17 protein-coding genes and 2 riboswitches are annotated in these 17877 nt (G+C 62.3%); of the genes, 9 read left to right on the forward strand and 8 right to left on the reverse strand.

The annotated features are described in order from the left end of the window. Nucleotides 1–163: 163 nt before the first annotated feature. The 5 genes from KQI17_RS12390 to KQI17_RS12410 form a co-directional block, all read right to left on the reverse strand. The gene (locus KQI17_RS12390; protein WP_216496521.1) at nt 164–727 is read right to left on the reverse strand and encodes a hydrolase; all 564 of its coding nucleotides are present in this window, start codon (nt 725–727) and stop codon (nt 164–166) included. Between the two features lie 12 nt (nt 728–739). After that, complete coding sequence (locus KQI17_RS12395) at nt 740–1615, reverse strand: rhomboid family intramembrane serine protease (RefSeq protein WP_216496522.1); 876 nt, start codon at nt 1613–1615, stop codon at nt 740–742. Nucleotides 1616–1735: 120 nt separating this feature from the next. Beyond that, nucleotides 1736–3064, reverse strand: coding sequence for an MATE family efflux transporter (locus KQI17_RS12400; protein WP_216496523.1), 1329 nt, complete (start codon nt 3062–3064; stop codon nt 1736–1738). Nucleotides 3065–3101: 37 nt separating this feature from the next. Next, complete coding sequence (locus KQI17_RS12405; RefSeq protein ID WP_216496524.1) at nt 3102–4289, reverse strand: hypothetical protein; 1188 nt, start codon at nt 4287–4289, stop codon at nt 3102–3104. A 14-nt stretch (nt 4290–4303) separates the two neighbouring features. Continuing rightward, complete coding sequence (locus KQI17_RS12410; RefSeq protein ID WP_216496525.1) at nt 4304–5716, reverse strand: MBOAT family protein; 1413 nt, start codon at nt 5714–5716, stop codon at nt 4304–4306. 247 nt (nt 5717–5963) lie between these two features. Further along, a riboswitch (SAM riboswitch) is annotated at nt 5964–6058 on the forward strand. A gap of 82 nt (nt 6059–6140) precedes the next feature. Here KQI17_RS12410 and metK point away from each other — a divergent pair. Continuing rightward, a complete protein-coding gene (gene metK, locus KQI17_RS12415) occupies nt 6141–7319 on the forward strand; it encodes a methionine adenosyltransferase (protein ID WP_216496526.1) in 1179 nt (392 codons plus the stop codon). 776 nt (nt 7320–8095) lie between these two features. Beyond that, on the forward strand, nt 8096–9175 hold the full coding sequence (locus KQI17_RS12420; protein WP_216496527.1) for a glycosyl transferase family 2: 1080 nt from the start codon (nt 8096–8098) through the stop codon (nt 9173–9175). A gap of 23 nt (nt 9176–9198) precedes the next feature. Here the strand turns inward: KQI17_RS12420 and KQI17_RS12425 are convergent, their stop codons facing one another. Both KQI17_RS12425 and KQI17_RS12430 read right to left on the reverse strand, forming a co-directional pair. Beyond that, the gene (locus KQI17_RS12425) at nt 9199–9501 is read right to left on the reverse strand and encodes a hypothetical protein (RefSeq protein WP_216496528.1); all 303 of its coding nucleotides are present in this window, start codon (nt 9499–9501) and stop codon (nt 9199–9201) included. A 39-nt stretch (nt 9502–9540) separates the two neighbouring features. Then, the gene (locus tag KQI17_RS12430) at nt 9541–9753 is read right to left on the reverse strand and encodes a hypothetical protein (RefSeq protein WP_216496529.1); all 213 of its coding nucleotides are present in this window, start codon (nt 9751–9753) and stop codon (nt 9541–9543) included. 147 nt (nt 9754–9900) lie between these two features. On the opposite strand from KQI17_RS12430, the gene KQI17_RS12435 reads away from it, so the two are divergent. The 3 genes from KQI17_RS12435 to KQI17_RS12445 all read left to right on the forward strand — a co-directional run bounded on the left by KQI17_RS12435 (nt 9901) and on the right by KQI17_RS12445 (nt 13030). Beyond that, nucleotides 9901–10692 (forward strand): hypothetical protein, encoded by a 792-nt coding sequence (locus tag KQI17_RS12435; protein WP_216496530.1) that lies wholly within the window; start codon nt 9901–9903, stop codon nt 10690–10692. Between the two features lies 1 nt (nt 10693). Then, nucleotides 10694–11977, forward strand: coding sequence for a methionine gamma-lyase family protein (locus KQI17_RS12440; RefSeq protein WP_216496531.1), 1284 nt, complete (start codon nt 10694–10696; stop codon nt 11975–11977). 144 nt (nt 11978–12121) lie between these two features. Next, nucleotides 12122–13030, forward strand: coding sequence for a DMT family transporter (locus KQI17_RS12445; RefSeq protein ID WP_216496532.1), 909 nt, complete (start codon nt 12122–12124; stop codon nt 13028–13030). A 38-nt stretch (nt 13031–13068) separates the two neighbouring features. Here the strand turns inward: KQI17_RS12445 and KQI17_RS12450 are convergent, their stop codons facing one another. Further along, a complete protein-coding gene (locus tag KQI17_RS12450; protein WP_216496533.1) occupies nt 13069–13581 on the reverse strand; it encodes an SLOG family protein in 513 nt (170 codons plus the stop codon). Between the two features lie 114 nt (nt 13582–13695). After that, nucleotides 13696–13818, forward strand: a riboswitch (FMN riboswitch). A gap of 97 nt (nt 13819–13915) precedes the next feature. Here KQI17_RS12450 and KQI17_RS12455 point away from each other — a divergent pair. The 4 genes from KQI17_RS12455 to KQI17_RS12470 all read left to right on the forward strand — a co-directional run bounded on the left by KQI17_RS12455 (nt 13916) and on the right by KQI17_RS12470 (nt 17759). Further along, nucleotides 13916–14551, forward strand: coding sequence for an ECF transporter S component (locus tag KQI17_RS12455; RefSeq protein ID WP_216496534.1), 636 nt, complete (start codon nt 13916–13918; stop codon nt 14549–14551). A 442-nt stretch (nt 14552–14993) separates the two neighbouring features. Further along, entirely contained in the window at nt 14994–16577 is a 1584-nt protein-coding gene (gene asnB / locus KQI17_RS12460) for an asparagine synthase B (RefSeq protein WP_216496535.1), read from the forward strand. Nucleotides 16578–16713: 136 nt separating this feature from the next. Next, a complete protein-coding gene (locus tag KQI17_RS12465; protein ID WP_216496536.1) occupies nt 16714–17067 on the forward strand; it encodes a CidA/LrgA family protein in 354 nt (117 codons plus the stop codon). Nucleotides 17068–17069: 2 nt separating this feature from the next. After that, nucleotides 17070–17759 carry an LrgB family protein gene (locus KQI17_RS12470; RefSeq protein WP_022018439.1) on the forward strand — a complete coding sequence of 230 codons (690 nt, stop codon included), beginning with the start codon at nt 17070–17072 and terminating at the stop codon, nt 17757–17759. Nucleotides 17760–17877: the final 118 nt, after the last annotated feature.

Here is a 17877-nt window from a genome sequence, read left to right on the forward strand (position 1 = left end):
TTCTGGTTTATAAGTTGCAGTTGGCAGACCGCATCTTTATCTTACCAGAAGGAGTTTTTTCTCCTCAACTATTTAATTCTTACCGAACCACGCGTCTAACGCGTGGTTTTGGTATACAAAAAGCGGAGACCGCAGCGCAGTGCGGTCTCCGCTTTTTTTCGTGTCAATCGACGTGCTCGCTCGCCCGCATGGCGAGGATGGTGCGCTCAATGAGCGTGTCCAGATCCCAGCCGAGCATCTCCGCGCCGCGCTCGATGACCTCGCGCGAGCAGCCGGCGGCAAACTTTTTGTCCTTGTACTTCTTCTTGACGGACTTGACCTCAAGGTCGTCCACGCTCTTGCTTGGGCGCATGAGGGCGACCGCGCCGATGAGGCCGGTCAGCTCGTCGGCGGCGAAGAGGACCTTCTCCATCTCGTGCTGCGGCTCGGGCAGGCCGTCGAAATGCAGGCCGTAGCCGTGGCTGGCGGTCGCGCGGATCAGGCGCTCATCCAGTCCCTTTTCCCGCATGATCTCCTGCGATTTGATGCAGTGCTCGTCGGGATACATCTCAAAGTCGAGGTCGTGCAGGAGACCTACGGTCTCCCAGAAGTCGGCCTCGTCGCCGTAGCCCAGTTCATTTGCGTACCAGCGCATCACGTCGCCGACGATCTGACCGTGCTTGAGATGAAATTCACCCTTGTTGTACTCGTTGAGCAGCTCCCATGCCTGTTCTCTGGTCAATGCCATAACAATGCCTCCTTAGGGATTCTCGTCCGTGAAGTGGACGTGGTTGAAAATGTGGTCGGAGCAGAAGCAGTGGTAGCCCGCGCACTTCGAGCAGTAGCGGAACTGCAGCTCCGGATTCGTGACGTCGGTGCGGCCGCAGACCGCGCACTTGTGGCGGTAGCCCTGACTCTGCTGCTCGCGCTGCGTCTGGCGGACGGCGTTGTGGAAGTGCGCCGCCTGCTTGGTCCGCGTCTGCTCCCGCTTGGCAAAGCGCCCCAGCTCCGGCGCGAAGAACACGAAGAAGTTCAGCAGCGCCACGAGCGGCAGCACCACGCCGATCCAATAGCGGGAGGCGGCGCAGAAGAAGATGATGTACGCGAAGTAGCACGCATCCAGAATGGCCATCCACTTGATCTTGACCGGAATGAAGAAGAACAGCAGTACCTGCGCGTCGGGATAGAGCGTGGCGAAGGCGAAGAACATGGCAAGGTTCACATACTCCGCGCCCGCCACCTGCCAGTCGTATCCGGTGATCAGGCTCGTGATGGTCGCACCGAGCGCTGTGAGGAGCACACCGCTGAGGTAGTAGATGGTGAACTTCGCCGTACCCCACTCACGCTCGAGCGTCGAGCCGATCCAGTAATAGAAATAGCAGCTCACCAGCAGCCAGAAGGGGCTGGTGGTCATCGGCAGAAAGCTGAAGGACAGCAGCCGCCAGAGCTGCCCCTGCTTGAGGCCCGCCCAGCTGAAGCTGAGAATGGAGTAAAAGGAGCCTCCGTCAAGCGTGGAGAACAGGGAGAGCAGATAGAAGGCGATGTTGCCGATGACGATGTAGAGCATCAGGTTCGGAATGCCGAAGTTCGGATGCAGCACGCAGAAGCGGTCGATGCGGCGGCGCAGAGAATTCAAGGTCGATCCCTCCGATCGTGAAAATAGCTTATCCTGCATTGTACCCTATGCGGCGGAAAAAATCATTACCAAATTATAAATTCCGCGAAAATTCCCGCCGCGCGGCGGGAATTTTTCGGCTCAGTAGTGATATTTTCTCCGTTTCGCGGCAAGGAGCGAAACGGTGACGAGCAGCGTGAGCGATTCCGCGGCGGTGACGGCGAGCCAGATGCCGTTGATGTCCAGCCACCTCGGCAGCAGCAAGATCGCCGCGACCTGAAACACCAGCGTCCGCAGGAACGAAATGAGCGCGCTGTCCGTGCCGTCGTTCAACCCGGTGAAGAACGCCGAGCCGAAAATGTTGAAGCCGAAGACGAGGAACGAGACGGAGTAGATGCGCAGGGCGTTGACCGTCATATCGTGCAGCGCCGCGTCGTAGCCCACAAAGAGGTCGGCGATGGGACCGGCGAGGACAATGGCGCCGCCCGTCATCAAAAGGCTCGCGAGCGCGGTGATGACCAGACTCTTGCGCAGGAGACTTTTCAGCTCCGCATGGTTTTGTGCGCCGTAGTGGTAGCCGACGACCGGCGTGACGGCGATGGAATAGCCGAAGAAAAATGCCTTGAAGATGAAGTCGACGTACATCAGAACGCCGTAGGCGCTCACGCCGTCCTCCTGCGCGATGGCCATGAGCTGCACGTTGTAGAGGATGCCGACGAGCGAGCCGGAAAGATTGCTCACCATCTCGCTCGAGCCGTTATAGCAGGCCCGCCAAAGCGCACGCAGGTCAAAGCACGGACGTCCGAGCCGCAGCGGCGTGTCGTTCTCGCGCAGGAAGTAGGCGAGCGGAATGGCCGCGCCGACCGCCTGCGAAAGGGCGGTGGCGAGCGCCGCGCCCGCAAGGCCGAGGGAGAGAACGTAGACAAGCAGGAAGTCGAGCACCACGTTCGTCAGTCCCGCGAACACTGTCACCTTCAGCCCGAAGCCCGGTTTTTCCGCCGTGGCAAGGAAGCTCTGAAAGCTGTTTTGCAGCATGAAGAGCGGCAGCGAGACGAGCAGGATGCGCCCATAGAGCACGCAGTCGTCGATGGTCAGCTCCGTCGCGCCGACGGCATAGGAGATCGGCCGGATGAACACGAAGAAGACCGCGGCGAGCACCCCGCCGCCGACCGCCAGGATCGCGACGAGCATCGAGAAGATGCCGTTTGCCTCCTTCGTCTTCCCCTCGCCGAGGGTCTTGGCGATGAGGGCGCTGCCGCCGGTGCCGACCATGAAGCCGAAGGCGGAGAGCGCCATGAGCACGGGGAAGATGAGGTTGAGCGCGGCAAAGGCGTTCTTGCCCACGCAGTTGGAGACAAAGAAGCCGTCCACGATGCTGTAGACCGAGGTGACGATCATCATGACGATGCTGGGCATCGTGAAGCGCAGAAGCTTTTGGTAGGTAAAGTGGTCGGAAAGCGCGATCCGCAAGGCGTTCCGTCTCCTTTCTGTCCGGCTTTTGCGGCAGTTAACTGAAGAAATCTCCGTTGAACTCCCGCAGGAGAAGACTCTGATAGTCGCGGACGCACAGCACCACGTCGGGCTGATAGGCCGCGATGTAGTCGCTCAGGCTCTGCGCCGTGTAGTGGCGCAGGTCGACCGAGCGCAGCTCGTTGAAGCTGTAGTAGGCAAGGCACTCCACCGGATTGGTGAAGCTGTCGCCGAAGATCAGGGCGTTGGGAAGCTCGGGGCGGTCGGTCCGGATGACCGTCTCAGCGATGTCGCCGCCCATGTAGAGGCCGTAGGTCAGCGGCTCGGCGTCGCTGCCCGGAAGCGCGTAGACCGTGGCCCCCGCCGCCGCGCCGTTATCGAAGCGGGTAAAGGGGATGTCCTCGGCGAACGAGGCCGTGAGGAGCTTTTCATCGCTGCCGCGCAGGCCGAGCAGCTTGCGCGTGCGCGAGCCCATGTAGGGATTGGGCAGCGCGGAGAAGATCACGTCCGTCCCCTCCTCGGGGACGCGGAGCGCGCAGCCGTCCGCCGCGAGCCGCTCCGCCGCCGCGCGGTAGGTCACATACGCGCCGCGCAGGCCGTAGTGGTTGTCCACCTTTGAGCTGAACTCCGGCAGATGGCCCTCGGCATCAAAGATCTCGCCCATGTCCACATAGGCGATGCCCCGCGCCTCCATGGCCTCGCGGAGCGCCGCGCGCTCGGCGGCGGTGTAGGCAGCGCGGTTTTCGAGGTAGGTGGGATACTCGTCCTCGTAGTAGGCGTACTGGCAGGGCACGGCGAGATAGCAATAGTATCCCCCGTAAGCCTCGATCTGATCGCGCAGCGCGGCGTTGTCCGCCGCCACGGCGTCGGCCTCGCGCAGAATGTCCTCGGCGGTGTCGGGCATGGTGTAGAGCTCCTCGAGCAGCGCGTCGGGCGTGACGACGACCTCGTTCACCACGGGGCGGTGAAAAAGATTCAGGTCGCACCAGGTCACCGCGCGGAGCGCGGCGGTGCGCCAGGCGGCATAGTCGCAGAACATGGTCTCCAGTTCGCCGAAGACCTTACCGTTTGCGATGCTCTCGACGCTGATCTCAGGGAAGGCGGAGAGGTTGCGGTTTTCGTAGTAGGAGTAGCGCTCCTTCGGCAGCAGGATGGTCGCTGCCATCAGAACCAGGAGTGTGCCGGAAAAGAGCAGGGCCATCGCCCACTCGCTGAATTTTTTCATGTCGGCGCCTCCTCTCAGAACCGGAAGTAGATGAAGGGATTGAACGATCCCGTGACGAGCTTGCAGTACGAGCACGCCAGCAGCGTCATCGCCGCGAGCTTCGGCCCCCACGTCAGCACGGCGCGGGCGGGCGCGGCGTCCCGCTTTTGAAGCGCCGTCTCCAGCCATTGCTTCACCGGCAGCGCGGCGATGCAGCAGCACAGCAGCTCCGGCCAGAACTCCAGCGCGTAATAGACGACGCGGCTGCCGCACCACACGCCGCTGCTGCCGAACATGGCGGCGAAGTAAGCCGCCGCAGCCGTGAGCGTCTCGGCGCGGAAGAGCACCCAGCTGAATACGACCAGCACCATCGCGTAGGCGTGGCGCACGAGCGACGGCAGACGCTCCAGAGCCTTGCCCCAAAGGAACTTTTCCCCCACGAGCAGCACAAAGAACCAAAGCCCCCAGGCGATGAAATTCCAGCTCGCGCCGTGCCACATTCCGGTCAGGAACCAGACGACGAAGAGGTTCCACACATTGCGCGTCCTCGAGCAGCGGTTGCCGCCGAGCGGGATATACACATAGTCGCGGAACCAGGTGGAGAGCGAAATATGCCAGCACCGCCAGAACTCCGTGACGCTCCGCGCGATGTAGGGGTAATTGAAATTCTCCAAAAAGTGGAAGCCGAACATTCGCCCGAGGCCGATGGCCATATCGGAATAGGCGGAGAAATCGAAGTAGATCTGGAAGGTGTACGCCACCGCGCCCAGCCACGCAAAGAGCACCGAGGGCATGGCGGCGGCAAAGGCCGCGTCCGCGATCCGCGCCACGGCGTTCGCCAGCAGCATCTTTTTGCCAAGGCCGAAGAGGAAGCGCACCGCGCCGGCGGAGAATTCGGAGACGGACTCATGCCGCTCGTCGATCTCCTCCGCGACGGTGGTGTAGCGCACGATGGGACCGGCGACGAGCTGCGGAAAGAAGGCGATGTAAAGCGCGAGCTTGAGCGGGTCGCGCTGCACCGCGGCGTCGCCGCGGTACACGTCGATGACGTAGCTCAGGCCCTGAAAGGTGAAGAAGGAGATGCCGATGGGCAGCGTCACCTGCGGCACCGGAACGACCGGCAGCAGAGCGTGGAGCATCTCGCCGAAGAAGCCAGCGTACTTGAACCAGCCCAGCAGCGCAAGCCCCAGCACTACGGCAAGCGTCATGCCGAGCCGCCGCGTCCTTGGGCGGTGCGCCGGTCCCGCCAGCAGCCCGCCGGCGTAGTTGATGACAATGGAGAGCAGCATGAGCAGCAGAAATTTCGGCCCGCCGCAGGCATAGAACGCCAGCGAAAAGGCCAGCAGGATAAGGTTTCTCAGATAGCGGCAGCGCCGCGGCACAAGGAAATACAGGACAAGCAAGCACGGCAGGAAAAAGATCAGAAAGCTGGCGCTGCTGAATACCATGACACTCTCTCCCCTCTTGAAAATGAGCAAAAAAAATCCGGTCTCTTTTTTGACCGGACGCATCCGACATCTTCTCGACCGCTGCGGCTGCGGCCGCAGGTCCTCCGATGACTCTCGCATTTCTTGCTGTGGCTATTGTAGCATAAGAAAGGGCAAAGTCAAGCATTTGCACAAATTCTTGAAATATCTGTTGACATCACATGGGAATCCGGGTAGAATAATTTCAGCAAATACCAGACAAGTTCATACTTCATCAAGAGTGGTGGAGGGAACGGCCCGATGATACCACGGCAACCTGCAGCGCAAGGTGCCAAATCCGTCGAACGAATCGAAAGATGAGGGAAAGCAAAAAGTTTTCGCACTCGACCGATTCGGCCGAGCGCTTTTTTTGTGCTCCCGCGAGAAAAGAAAGGAAAGAAGAATCATGGCAAAGCGTTTATTCACCTCCGAGTCCGTCACCGAAGGGCATCCTGACAAGATCTGCGACCAGATCTCCGACGCGGTGCTCGACGCCATTCTGGAAAAGGATCCCAACGGCCGCGTCGCCTGCGAGACGACTGTCTCCACCGGCCTTGTCCACATCATGGGCGAGATCACGACGAGCTGCTACGTCGATATCCCCAAGATCGCGCGTGAGGTCATCCGCTCGATCGGCTACGACCGCGCGAAATACGGCTTCGACTGCGACACCTGCGGCATCATCACCAACATCGACGAGCAGAGCGGCGACATCGCCATGGGCGTCGATAACTCCTATGAGAACAAGGAAAGCGGCGCGAGCGACCTCGACAACGGCGCGGGTGACCAGGGCATGATGTTCGGCTACGCCTGCGACGAAACGCCGGAGCTGATGCCGCTGGCCATCTCACTCTCGCACAAGATGGCCAAGCGCCTGACCGAGGTGCGCAAGCAGGGTCTTGTGGACTATCTGCGTCCCGACGGCAAGACGCAGGTCACAGTCGAGTACGACGAGGCCGGCAAGCCCAAGCGCATCGACACCGTGGTCGTCTCCACGCAGCACGCGCCCGAGGCGGAGCTGGAGACCATCCGCCGCGATATGATCGAGCTGGTCATCAAGCCCACCATCCCCGCGGGCCTGCTCGACGGCGAAACGAAAATTTATGTCAACCCGACCGGCCGTTTTGTCATCGGCGGCCCGCAGGGCGACAGCGGTCTGACGGGCCGCAAGATCATCGTCGATACCTACGGCGGCAGCGCTCCGCACGGCGGCGGCTGCTTCTCCGGCAAGGACCCGACGAAGGTGGACCGCTCCGCCGCCTACGCCGCGCGCTGGATCGCCAAGAACATCGTGGCTGCCGGTCTTGCGTCGAAGTGCCAGGTGCAGCTCGCCTACGCCATCGGCGTGGCGCATCCCGTGAGCGTGCTCGTCGAGACCTTCGGCACCGGCACGGTCGCCGATACGAAGCTCGAGGAGGCCGTCGAGAAGGTCTTTGACCTGCGCCCGACCGCCATCATCCGCGACCTCGACCTGCGCCGCCCGATCTACCGTCAGCTCGCCGCCTACGGTCACATGGGCCGCGAGGAGCTTGGCGTCGCATGGGAGAAGTGCGACCGCGTGGAGGCGCTCCGCGCCGCGCTGTAAGCCTCGCGCACAAGAAAATACCGTTTTTCAAAGGGTCCCGCCGCGTACACGGCGGGACCCTTTTGCGTCCTCGCGCATAGACTGAAACGCAGGCGTATCGTCTGCGCTTCGGCGGCACACCGCCGAAAAATCAAGGAGGGTGATCGCTATCAATCGTTATCAGGGTAATTGCGGCAACAACTGCGGCTGCGACCAGCAGTGCTGCCCGCGTCCGTTCCCGCCTCCCCCGCCGCCTCCGTATCCGCCCTACGGCGTGATCGGGCCGACCGGTCCGCAGGGCGTGCAGGGCATTCAGGGCGTTCCCGGTCCCATCGGTCCCACGGGGCCGCAGGGCGTGCAGGGTCTGCAAGGCCCGCAGGGTCCTGCCGGTCCGGCGGGCGCGCAGGGAGCACAGGGTCCCACGGGTCCTGCCGGCCCGCAGGGTCCGCAGGGCGCACAGGGGGCGCAGGGTCCCGCCGGCGCGACCGGCGCGGTCGGTGCTGCTGGCCCCGCCGGTGCTGTCGGTCCTGCCGGTCCCATCGGACCCACCGGGCCTACCGGCCCGCAGGGTCCTGTCGGTGCTGACGGTCCGCAGGGGCCTGTCGGCCCCACCGGCCCTGCGGCGACGATCAGTCCCGCGGCGGCGGTCGCAGACACCACCGATCCCGGCAACACGGCGGCTCAGCTCAACGCGCTGCTCGCCAGTCTGCGCGCGGCAGGTCTGCTCGCCACCTGAGAGAAGAAAAGCAACGCGGCGCGGGATCCCCGCGCCGCCTACATAACAGGGAGGTTTTTTCTTGAAGGTATGCGTTTACGCCATCTGCAAAAATGAGTCGCAATTCGCGGATCGCTTCATGGACTCAATGTCCGAGGCCGACTATGTCTGCGTGCTTGACACCGGCTCAAGCGACGACACCGTAAAAAAGCTCCGCGCACGTGGAGCCATTGTGGGCGAGACGGTCGTCTCGCCGTGGCGCTTCGACACGGCGCGGAACGAGTCGCTGGGGCTCATTCCCGCCGACGCGGACATCTGCTGCGCCATCGACCTCGACGAGCAGTTCCACCCCGGCTGGCGCGCCGCGCTGGAGCGCGCATGGCAGCCGGACACCACCCGCGCCCGCTACCGCTACACCTGGAGCTTCCGCCCCGACGGCAGCGAGGGCATGGTGTTCTGGGCGGATAAAATTCACAAAAACGGCTGCTACCGCTGGGCAAGTCCGGTGCATGAGACGCTTGCCTACACCGGCGAGGGCGCGGAGCGCTTCGTGGACGCGGCCGGCGTGCAGCTCGACCATCACCCCGACGAAACGAAGTCCCGCGGGCAATATCTGCCGCTGCTGGAGCTGGCCGTTCGGGAGGACCCGCAGAACGACCGAAACTGCCACTACCTCGGGCGGGAGTATATGTTCCGCGGCGAGTGGCAGAAGGCCATTGAAACGCTCGCGCGGCACCTGACGCTGCCCTCCGCCGTCTGGGCGGACGAACGCTGCGCGTCGATGCGCTACATCGCCCGCTGCCTGCGCGCGCTTGAACAGGACACCGAGGCGGAGCGCTGGCTGCACCGCGCCGTCGCGGAGGCTCCACACCTGCGCGAGCCGTACATGGACTACGCGCAGCTCCTCTACGCGCAGGAGCGCTGGTACGGGCTGGTCGATGTGCTGCGCGCCGCGCTTGCCATCACGGAGCGCCCGCGCACCTACATCTGCGAGGCGGACGCTTGGGGAAGTCTGCCCTACGACCTGCTCTCGCTGGCGTATGCCCATCTCGGCGACGCGGAAAACGCCGCCGATGCCTGCCGGAAGGCCGTCGAGCGCTCGCCGCAGGAGGAGCGGCTGCGGAAGAATCTTGCCCTCTTTGAGCAAATGCGCGAGCGGTGACGCTCGCGCATTTTCCGTTCTGTCTATTCCGTCTTTTTGTCTGCCGCAGACCCGCTGTTCGGGTACTGCTTAGAGGAGTAGGGATTCTTGTTCTCCCGCGCCTCGTCGCGGCGGCTGCCGCAGTCGCTTGCCCAGCCGATGACGAGCATCCACAGCAGGATGCCGCCGATCCACAGCGCGAGCGCGAGCCCCGCCCACCAGAGCGGCCAGCCGCGCCAACGGTGCAGCGCAAATAAGATCGCCGCAGGGATGACGCCCTCCCAATTCAGCAGCAGATTGAGCAGCAGACAGGGTAAAAATCCGCCGCTGCGGCGCGTCCTTCGCATGGCTCACACTCCCTTCACGCGGATGCGGCAGGCTTCGCTTTACAGATCCTCGCCGCAGTTGGGACAGCAGTTCGGCATCCAGCCGTGGACATTGTAAAGCCCGTACCCGCAGTGCGGGCAGCGGTAAAAGAGAAACATTTGAATAAGCGACACGGCGAGGACAGCTCCCGCTATCTTCGTGCTGAAAAAGCTGACCGCAATGGTCAGCACAAAGCCGACGATCAGCGCCTCAAGGCTTCGCTTGTGCTTCATGCCTGCTTCCTCCTTTCCTTTTCTCCTCACGCACTATGAGTTCATTTTGATTTTACCATATCCGTCCGCTCCTTGCAAGCGCGGCCCTTGCTTTTTCCCGCACGGTATGATACATTGTATTCACTTTTGAAATTTGGGAGCATCACGATGGAGCTTTGCGATTATTACCTCAAGTATATGAACGCGCTGTGCGAGGGTACGCTTGCCGCGCCCGAGGGCATTGCCCTCAGCGGCGAAACGCCCGAGGAGCGCGCGATGAGCCTGCAGGCCGCGCTGAAAAACGTCAGCGTGCCGGACTTCGTGCGCCGCTGCGCCCGCGCAGCGGGCGACGCGCTGCCGGACGGTCTGCTAGACGGCTTCCATGAGGAGGACTTCGCCCGCGCGCTCTTCGCGCGCATGGCGCTCGGCGGCGCGCCGCAGTCGGAGGAGCCGCCCGCTCCCGCCGGGGAGGCGGACGAGCCGACCCCCGATCCCGACGCGGGCAAGCACGCCTTCGAGGTGTTCTGCGACTGCCTGATGCTCGACGAAAACCTCATCGCCTACCTCATCGACGTGCTCAAGGCGAACGACCGCGCGGGCTTCTACAAGCTCTCGCAGGTCACGACGCATCTCGACCTCGACCCCGATGAATTTCTCTACTGGCTCGCCCACCGCGAGGACTACGCCGAGACGGACGAGGAACGCGCCTGCGCCGTCATTCTGGACGCCTGCCTCGACCGTCTGCGCGCGGAGGGGCAGATGGACGTCGCGGCGGCGCTGCTCTCCGGCGACCGCATGACCTTCGATGCCCTGCGCTGCGAGGCCCCCGAGCTGCGCCAGCTCCCCGTCGCGACCTATGTGTGGTTCGAGAAAAACTACCTCGACCGCGACTACCCGCTGCGCTTCGTCCTCAAGTGCAACGGCGTGCAGTTTCCCGATACATTGAAAAAGGAGCCTTGATATGACAGCGGCTGAAATTTATAAGACCCTCGGCGTGAGCGGGGAAGTCCTCGCCTACGGCGAAAAAATACTCGAAACGCTCCGCCCCCGCTTCGCGGAGATCGACGCGCGCGCGGAGATCAATCAGGCGAAGGTGCTCGCCGCGATGCAGAAGAACCGCGTCAACGCCACGCACTTCGCCGCCTCGACCGGCTACGGCTACGACGACGAGGGCCGCGACAATTTAGAGCGCGTCTACGCCGACGCCTTCCACACCGAGGCCGCGCTGGTTCGCCCGCAGATCACCTGCGGCACCCATGCGCTCGCCGTCGCGCTGAGCGCGAACCTGCTGCCCGGCGACGAGCTGCTCGCCATCTCCGGCAAGCCCTACGATACGCTCGAGGAGGTCATCGGCATCCGCCCCTCGCCCTGCTCGCTCGCCGAATACGGCGTAAGCTACCGGCAGGTCGATCTGCTCGACGACGGCAGCTTTGATCTTCCCGCCATCCGCGCCGCCATCTCGGCGAAAACGAAGCTCATCCACATCCAGCGCTCCAAGGGCTACCAGCCGCGTCCGACGCTCTCGGTCGCGCAGATCGGCGAGGCCATCGCTGTCTGCCGCGCGGTCAAGCCCGATGTGACGATCATGGTCGATAACTGCTACGGCGAGTTCGTCGAAACGCTCGAGCCGAGCGACGTCGGCGCGGACATGATCGTCGGCAGCCTCATCAAGAACCCCGGCGGCGGTCTCGCGCCCATCGGCGGCTACATCGCCGGTACGCAAAAGTGCGTGGACCGCTGCGCCTACCGCCTCTCCGCGCCCGGGCTGGGGCAGGAGGTCGGCGCGAACCTCGGGCTGATGCCCTCGCTCTATCAGGGCTTCTTCCTCGCGCCGAACGTCGTCTCCGGCGCGGTCAAGGGCGCGGTGTTCACCGCCGCCGTGTACGAGTCCCTCGGCTTCCGCGTCGTTCCCGCCGCAAGCGAGGAGCGGCACGACATCATCCAATGCGTCGAGCTGAAAAGCCCCGAGGGGATGCTCGCCTTCTGCAAGGGCATCCAGTCCGCCGCACCGGTGGACAGCTATGTGGACCCCGTCCCCGGCGATATGCCCGGCTACGATTCGCAGGTCATCATGGCGGCGGGCGCGTTCGTGCAGGGCAGCTCCATCGAGTTGTCCGCCGACGGCCCCATCCGTCCGCCCTACGCGGTCTACTACCAGGGCGGCCTGACCTGGTACCACGCCAAGCTCGGCGTGCTGCTCTCGCTGCAAAAAATGCTTGACGCAGGGCTGGTCACACTGCCCTGACTCTATATTGTCAGGAGGGTCTTGCTATGCTGATCCGAAGGACTCCCCTCACCAACCGTCATTTCCGGCGCAGACCCCCGCCGGAGGCTGTCCGTTTTTTGATCTCAAAATACTGACAGAAATAAAGGAGTTTGACAATTCAATATGTGGTTCTGGCTTTCTCTCATCGCGCTGCTCTGCTGGAGCGGCAGCGACCTCTTTTCCAAAATTGGCTGCCGCGACGAGGACGACCGTCTCAGCCATCTCAAGATGGTCATGGCAGTCGGCGTCGTCATGGGCCTGCACGCGGCGTTTGAGATCTTCGTCGGCGGGACAGAGATCAGCTTTTCTATCATCCTCACCTACCTGCCCGTGTCGCTGCTCTACATCGGCTCGATGACGCTCGGCTATCTGGGGCTGCGGTACATTGAGCTGTCCGTCTCGTCGCCCATCTGCAATTCCTCCGGCGCGCTCGTCGCCGTGATGACGCTTGTGTTCCTCGGCGGCGAGGATTATTCCCCGCTCGCCATCTTCGCCGTGCTGCTCGTGTGCGTCGGCGCGATCGGCCTCGGCGTGGTGGATGCGACCGAGGACCCCGAGCTGCGCGCGGCGCGTCAGGCCGAGGGCAACCGCAAGTACGCCAAGAGCTTTCTTGCCCTCGCGCTGCCGGTGGCCTACTGCCTGCTCGACGCGGCGGGCACCTTCGCGGACAACCGCGTGCTCGAAACGCTCGACGAGGGCAGCGCGAACGTCGCCTATGAGCTGACGTTCCTCTTTGCCGCCGTGGTGTGCTTCGTCTACGTCGTGCTGATCCGCAGGGACCGCCTTATTCCCAAAAAGGAAGCGCCGAAGTACCTCGGTGCGGTCTGCGAGACTGCGGGCCAATTCGCCTACATCTATGCCATCGCGGACACCGAGCACCTTGCCATGTCCGCGCCCATCATCAGCTCCTACTGCGCGGCGAGCGTGCTGTGGAGCCGCCTGTTCCTCAAGGAAAAGCTCTCGTGGAAGCACTACGCGATGATCGCTCTCGTGGTCATCGGCATCGCCATCATGGGCGTGTTCGACGTCTGAAAGAAAACAGAAAAGGACGGCCTTGCGCCGTCCTTTTTCTATTCCTCGATGGGCACGTCGATGATGTTCACGCCGCGGCGCAGGGCGTATTCGATGGTGTAGCGCGTGCCGCCGGGCAGACCGTCGTGCAAAGCGATGAGCAGGTCGGAATGGTCGACCATGTAGCGGTTGCGCCGCTGCATACACTCGCGCGTGTAGCGTTCCTGCACCATCGTCTCATAGTCGCACTGCTCCAGAATCCGGCGGTAGCGCTCGCGCTGCGCCGCGCTCCAGCCGTCCGCCTGCGTCGGGCAGGGGATCGCCGCCTCGAGCGTCACCTCGCTGTGGCGCTCGCGCAGTGACAGCACCGCCTCAGCGCAGTAGAGGTCGCAGCCCTCCGCCATGCCGCAGATAAAGTGCGTGTAGCCGTCCTCTACGGCGCGTGCGATCACCTCGCGCAGCCGCGCCTTGAGCCGCAGGCAGCGCTCGTCGCTCTCATCCGTCCCCCACGGCAGCTTCGCCGGGCGGTGGCCCGTAAAGCAGCAGCTCACCGGTTTTCCGCGCACACGCATTCCTCCCCTCGTTGTTTTCTTTTTATTATAGAACATTCGTTTTTATTTGTAAAGTGTTGTTTTTCCTCTTGCATTTTTTCCAACGCTGTGCTATGCTTTAGTCAAACTTGAAATACAGGTCTTCGAGGCGGGGTGAAATTCCCCACCGGCGGTATAGTCCGCAAGCGGCATTTTTTGCCGCACGATCCGGTGCGATTCCGGAACCGACGGTCACAGTCCGGATGAGAGAAGATGTGCTGCGCGCTGTTACCACGCAATTCCCTCGCTCTTTTTGCGTCATGCACCTTGGAAGACTCGTTCTTTCAAGGAAAATGAACAAAAGGAGTGTTTTTTCATGTCCGAACCCAACGTCAACGCCATCCCCTCCGCCCGCGCCGCGGGCCGCAGCCGCACGCACAAGGTAACGGTCACCGCCATGCTCTCGGCCGTCGCCTTTGTGCTCATGTTCATCGAATTTCCCATCCCCGCGCTCATCCCCGCCTTCGTCAAGCTCGACATCTCCGACCTTCCCGAGCTGCTCGCCGCGTTTTCGCTCGGCCCCGTCTACGGCGTGGTGGTGGCCTTTCTGAAAAACCTGCTCTTCGCCGTGCTGCACGGCACCTTGTCCGCCTACGTCGGCGAGCTGTTCAACTTCCTCATGGGGTCGGTGTTCGCCTTCTCCGCCGGCTTTGTCTACCGGCGCAACAAGTCCCGCCGGGGCGCGCTGCTCGGCGCGGTCATCGGCACGCTGCTCATGGCGGTGCTCTCCGTTCCGCTGAACTACTTCGTGGTCTACCCCGCCTACGTCGTGTGCTATCACCTGCCGCTCGAGACCATCATCGGGATGTACCAGGCCATCCGTCCCTCGGCTGACGGTCTGCTTGAGTGCCTGCTGACCTTCAATATGCCCTTCACATTTTTCAAGGGCCTGCTCGACGTGGCGCTGTGCTTTTTGATCTACAAGCCGCTCTCCCCCCTGCTGCACAAGTAAAAAGGCTCTCTCGGGCGGTCTGCCAAGGCAGGCCGCCCTTTTTATGCAAACAGCCGAAAATTTGTAAAAATTTTGTGCAAAATGTTGGATATCTGCAATATTGACGATTTGCTCCCGCAAGACTATAATTCACTCATTCAATCCAATAAAGCGAAATGCAACGATCGAGACAAGTACCATGCGCCATTCGGTCACAGCGAGTCGGGGACAGTGGGAGCCCGGTACACAGAGGCCATGCGAATAACACTCGGGAGCAGCGATCTGAACGGCTTCGGCCCGGTAGGAAAGACGCGGCGTGCGGCGTTAAGGCACAGGGGTTTGTTGGAACCCCGCAAAGGGGCCGGTCCTTGGATCGGCAAATTAGGTGGCACCACGGATACGCAGCGATTCGTCCTAAAATTTACAGGACGTCGCTGCTTTATTTTATCTGGAGGTGCTTTTTATGTGCGCTATCATCGGTTTTGATTCCCCCACCCTGACGGAGCAGGAGATCCGTCCTTACTTTGACCGCACCATTTCCCGCGGTCCCGACATGAGCCGAATGGAAAAGGCCGGCCGCGGTATGCTCGGCTTCCACCGCCTTGCCATCATGGGTCTGCACGAGGAGGGGATGCAGCCCTTCCACCTCGGCAGCGACATGGCGGTTTGCAACGGCGAGCTGTACGGCTTCCGTCCGCTCAAAAAGGAGCTGGAGGCCAAGGGCTACACCTTCGCGTCCGAGTCCGACTGCGAGCTCATTCTCCCCCTCTACCGCGAGTACGGCGTGGAGATGTTCGCCAAGCTCGATGCCGAGTTTGCCATGATCATTTATGATGCCAAGGCCGACCGCCTCGTCGCCGCGCGCGACCCCATCGGCATCCGTCCGCTCTTCTACGGCTATCTCGCCGACGGCGGCATCCTCTTCGCCAGCGAGGCGAAGAACCTCGTCGGTCTGTGCGAGCGCATCATGCCCTTCCCGCCGGGCCACTACTACGCCGACGGCAAATTCGTCCGCTACGCTGACCTCACCACGGTGACGGAATACTCCAAGGACGATCTGGACACCGTGTGCAAAAAAATCCGTGAGAAGCTCATCGCGGGCGTGGAAAAGCGGCTCGACGCCGACGCGCCGCTCGGCTTCCTGCTCTCCGGCGGTCTGGATTCCAGCCTTGTCTGCGCCATCTCCGCCAAGCTCCTCGGCAAGAGGATCCGCACCTTTGCCATCGGCATGGACCTTGACCCCATCGACCTCAAGTACGCCCGCGAGGTCGCCGACTTCATCGGTGCCGAGCACACCGAGGTCATCATGACGCGCGAGCAGGTGCTCGCCTCGCTCGAGGAGGTCGTGGCCATGCTCGGCACTTACGACATCACCACCATCCGCGCGAGCATGGGCATGTACCTGTGCTGCAAAGCCATCCACGAGCAGACCGACGTGCGCGTGCTTATGACGGGCGAGATCTCCGACGAGCTCTTCGGCTACAAGTACACGGACTTCGCGCCCTCGCCCGAAGCCTTCCAGCAGGAGGCGAAAAAGCGCGTGGACGAGCTGTATATGTACGATGTGCTCCGCGCCGACCGCTGCATCGCGGTCAACTCCATCGAGGCGCGCGTGCCGTTCGGCGACCTCGATTTCGTCAAATATGTGATGAGCATTGATCCCAAGCTCAAGGTCAACAGCTACCACATGGGCAAGTACCTGCTGCGCGAGGCGTTCGCCGCCGACCGCATCCTGCCCGAGGACATCCTCTGGCGGCAGAAGGCCGCCTTCTCCGATGCCGTCGGCCACTCGATGGTGGACGATCTCAAGGAGTACGCCGAGAGCCTGTACACCGACGAGGAGTACGAGGAAAAGCGGAAGCAGTATTCCTTTGCGACGCCGTTCACGAAGGAAAGCCTGCTCTACCGCGAGCTGTTCGAGAAGTATTACCCCGGTCAGGCCGAGATGGTCAAGGACTTCTGGATGCCGAACAAGGACTGGGAGGGCTGCGACGTCAAGGATCCCTCCGCCCGCGTGCTCTCCAACTACGGCGCAAGCGGCGTGTGAGCTATACGGATTCAACAGGAAGAGGCCGCCCCGCGGGGCGGTCTCTTTTCATTTGAGAGAAAAGCCGCGCGGCGCATTGACATTCCTCCCCGCTGCGCCTATAATCAAGTTCTATTTTTCCCGAAAGAGGCCGCCTATGAAATACGTCAAGCAATTCGGCATCATTCTCCTCATTTCCTTTGCCGGAGAAGTGCTCAACTACCTGCTCCCCCTCCCCGTGCCCGCCAGCATCTACGGGCTGGTGCTGATGTTCCTGTGCCTGCAGCTGCGCGTCTTCCGTCTGGAGGACGTGCGCGATACGGCGCTCTTTCTCATCGAGATCATGCCGCTGATGTTCATTCCCGCTGCCACCGGACTGATGACCTCGTGGGGCATCATCCGCGCGAAGCTCTTCGCCTATCTCGCCATCGCCGTTATCACGACCGTGCTGGTCATGGTCGTTTCGGGCCGCGTCACGCAGTTCTTCCTGCGCCGCGGCAAGGAGGTATGAGCATGGAATTTTTTGAACACTCCGTCTTTTTCGGCGTTTCGCTCAGCCTGCTTGCCTACGGGCTCGGCGTGGTGCTGCAAAAGCGCTTCCGTCTGGCGCTCTTCAATCCCCTGCTCCTCTCTGTTATCGTCACGATCCTTGTGCTCGTCACCGCGCACATCGATTACGAGGTGTATTACGCCGGGGCGAAGTACCTCAGCTACCTGCTCACGCCGGCGACCGTGTGCCTCGCCGTCCCGCTCTATGAGAAATTCGCGCTGCTGCGCAGCAGCTGGAGGGCCATTCTCGCCGGTATCCTCTCGGGCGTGCTCACCACGCTGTGCAGCGTGTTGGCACTGAGCCTCGCCTTCCGCCTTTCGCATGAGGAGTACGTCACACTCCTGCCGAAGTCCATCACGACCGCCATCGGCATGGGCGTCTCTGAGGAGCTCGGCGGCTATGTGACGCTGACCGTTGCCATGATCATCATTACCGGCATCCTCGGCAACGTCATCGCCGTCGCCGTCTGCCGCGTGTTCCGCATCACCGAGCCGATCGCCAAGGGCGTGGCCATCGGCTCCGCCGCGCACGCGCTCGGCACGGCGAAGGCCATCGAGATCGGCGAGGTGGAGGGCGCGATGAGCGGCCTGTCCATCGTCGTGGCCGGACTGCTGACCGTGGTCGGCGCCTCGGTATTCGCCAACTTCCTGTGAATCATAACCACCAGTAAACTGGTGGTTTGGTCTGCCCCTAAAAGGGGCTATTACGACCGTAGCCCCTGAAAGGGGCGTTGAAGGTTTGACACCGCATTACCATTTCAGGCAGCCGCTT

It is taken from the genome of Oscillibacter sp. MSJ-31 (assembly GCF_018918025.1).
In the GTDB taxonomy this organism is placed as follows: domain Bacteria; phylum Bacillota; class Clostridia; order Oscillospirales; family Oscillospiraceae; genus Hominicoprocola.